At 68.7% G+C, this 1,509-nt stretch carries 1 protein-coding gene; it reads left to right on the top strand.

Features of this window, described 5'->3' with window-relative positions; genetic code table 11:
* Nucleotides 1-250 precede the first annotated feature (250 nt).
* The gene (locus tag AB0A61_RS41075) at nucleotides 251-1,483 is read left to right on the top strand and encodes an IS110 family transposase (protein ID WP_361304738.1); all 1,233 of its coding nucleotides are present in this window, start codon (nucleotides 251-253) and stop codon (nucleotides 1,481-1,483) included.
* Nucleotides 1,484-1,509: the final 26 nt, after the last annotated feature.

Raw genomic sequence — 1,509 nt, 5'->3', positions numbered from 1 at the left:
CACCTAATGGGAGCTGCCGGGTCGTAGAGACTCGGTGCCGTGGCCGCCAGCAGGTGAGCACTGCCCACACCGGAGCCGTTTGAGCTCTGTGGTCAGACCGTGCCCCTGCTGGTCGGCCGGGAGGCCATGACTGCTGATGAGATGGCGTGCCTGCCGGGATGTTGGGCGTGAGCACTGGATCCATTAGGACGCGAGCCGTGCCTTCCGCGGGCTGCACGTACGTGACGGACAACAGGCAGGAGTACGACGGGTGTTGTGGATCGGAGACGACTGGGCCGAAGATCATCATGACGTCGAGGTCCAGGACGAGACGGGCCGCAAACTGGCCGCGGCCCGGTTACCCGAGGGCGTGGAAGGAGTCGCCAGGCTGCACGCCCTCGTCGCCCGCCACGGCGGGGAGGGCTTGGACGCGGGCGACGTGGTGATCGGGATCGAGACCGACCGCGGCGCCTGGGTGCAGGCCCTGACCGCTGCCGGCTACCAGGTCTACGCCATCAACCCCCGGCAGGCGGCCCGGTTCAAGGAACGATACGCAACCTCGGGCGCCAAGAGTGACAGAGGGGACGCACACGCGCTGGCGGACATGGTCCGCATCGACCGCGCCCAGCTGCGGCCCATCGCGGGCGACAGCGACCAGGCCCAGGCCGTCAAGGTCGTCGCCCGCGCCCATCAGACGCTGATCTGGGAACGCACCCGGGCCTTCCAACGGATGCGTGCCTCGCTGCGCGAGTACTACCCCGCCGCCCTGAACGCCTACGCGGACTTAACGCTGACCAGCACGGACGCGCTGGAACTGCTCATCAAGGCGCCCACTCCGCAGACCGGCGCGAAGCTGACCCGCACGCAGATCACCAGCGTGCTGGCCCGCCACCGCCGGCACCACCGGAACGCCAAAGCCAGCACGATCCAGACCGCACTGCGCGAGCAGCACCTCCCCCTGCCCGAGCCGGTCACCGCCGCCTACGCCGCCACGGTGGTCGCGCACGCCAGAGTGCTGATCGCGCTGAACGAGCAGATAGACGCCATGGAAGTGCAGGTGAAGGCCCATTTTCTCGCGCACCCGGACGCTGAGATCTACCTGTCGATGCCGGGCATCGCAGAGATCACAGGCGCCCGGGTGCTCGCCGAGTTCGGAGACGACCCCAACCGCTACGCGTCCGCGAAGGCCCGCAAGAACTACGCCGGCACCAGCCCGATCACCAGAGCATCCGGCAAGACCCGAACCGTCCAGGCCCGCTACGTCCGCAACAACCGCCTCGCCGACGCCCTCCAGCGCCAGGCGTTCTGCGCGCTGCGGAACTCGCCCGGTGCCCGCCGCTACTACGACCGGCAACGCGCCCGCGACCTCGACTACAACCCCGCCCTGCGCCAGCTCGGCAACCGCCTCGTCGGCATCCTCCACGGATGCCTCAAGACCCGAACCCTCTACGACGAAGCCATCGCCTGGGCCCACCACGCCCAGCTCCAACCCGCTTCCGGTTGACACCAAACACGATGAGATGTCTGACC

It is taken from the genome of Streptomyces sp. NPDC046197, from assembly GCF_040646295.1.
GTDB lineage: Bacteria > Actinomycetota > Actinomycetes > Streptomycetales > Streptomycetaceae > Streptomyces.
Note: the sequence above shows the minus strand (reverse complement) of the source record. Positions and strands in the feature narration are given on the sequence as shown.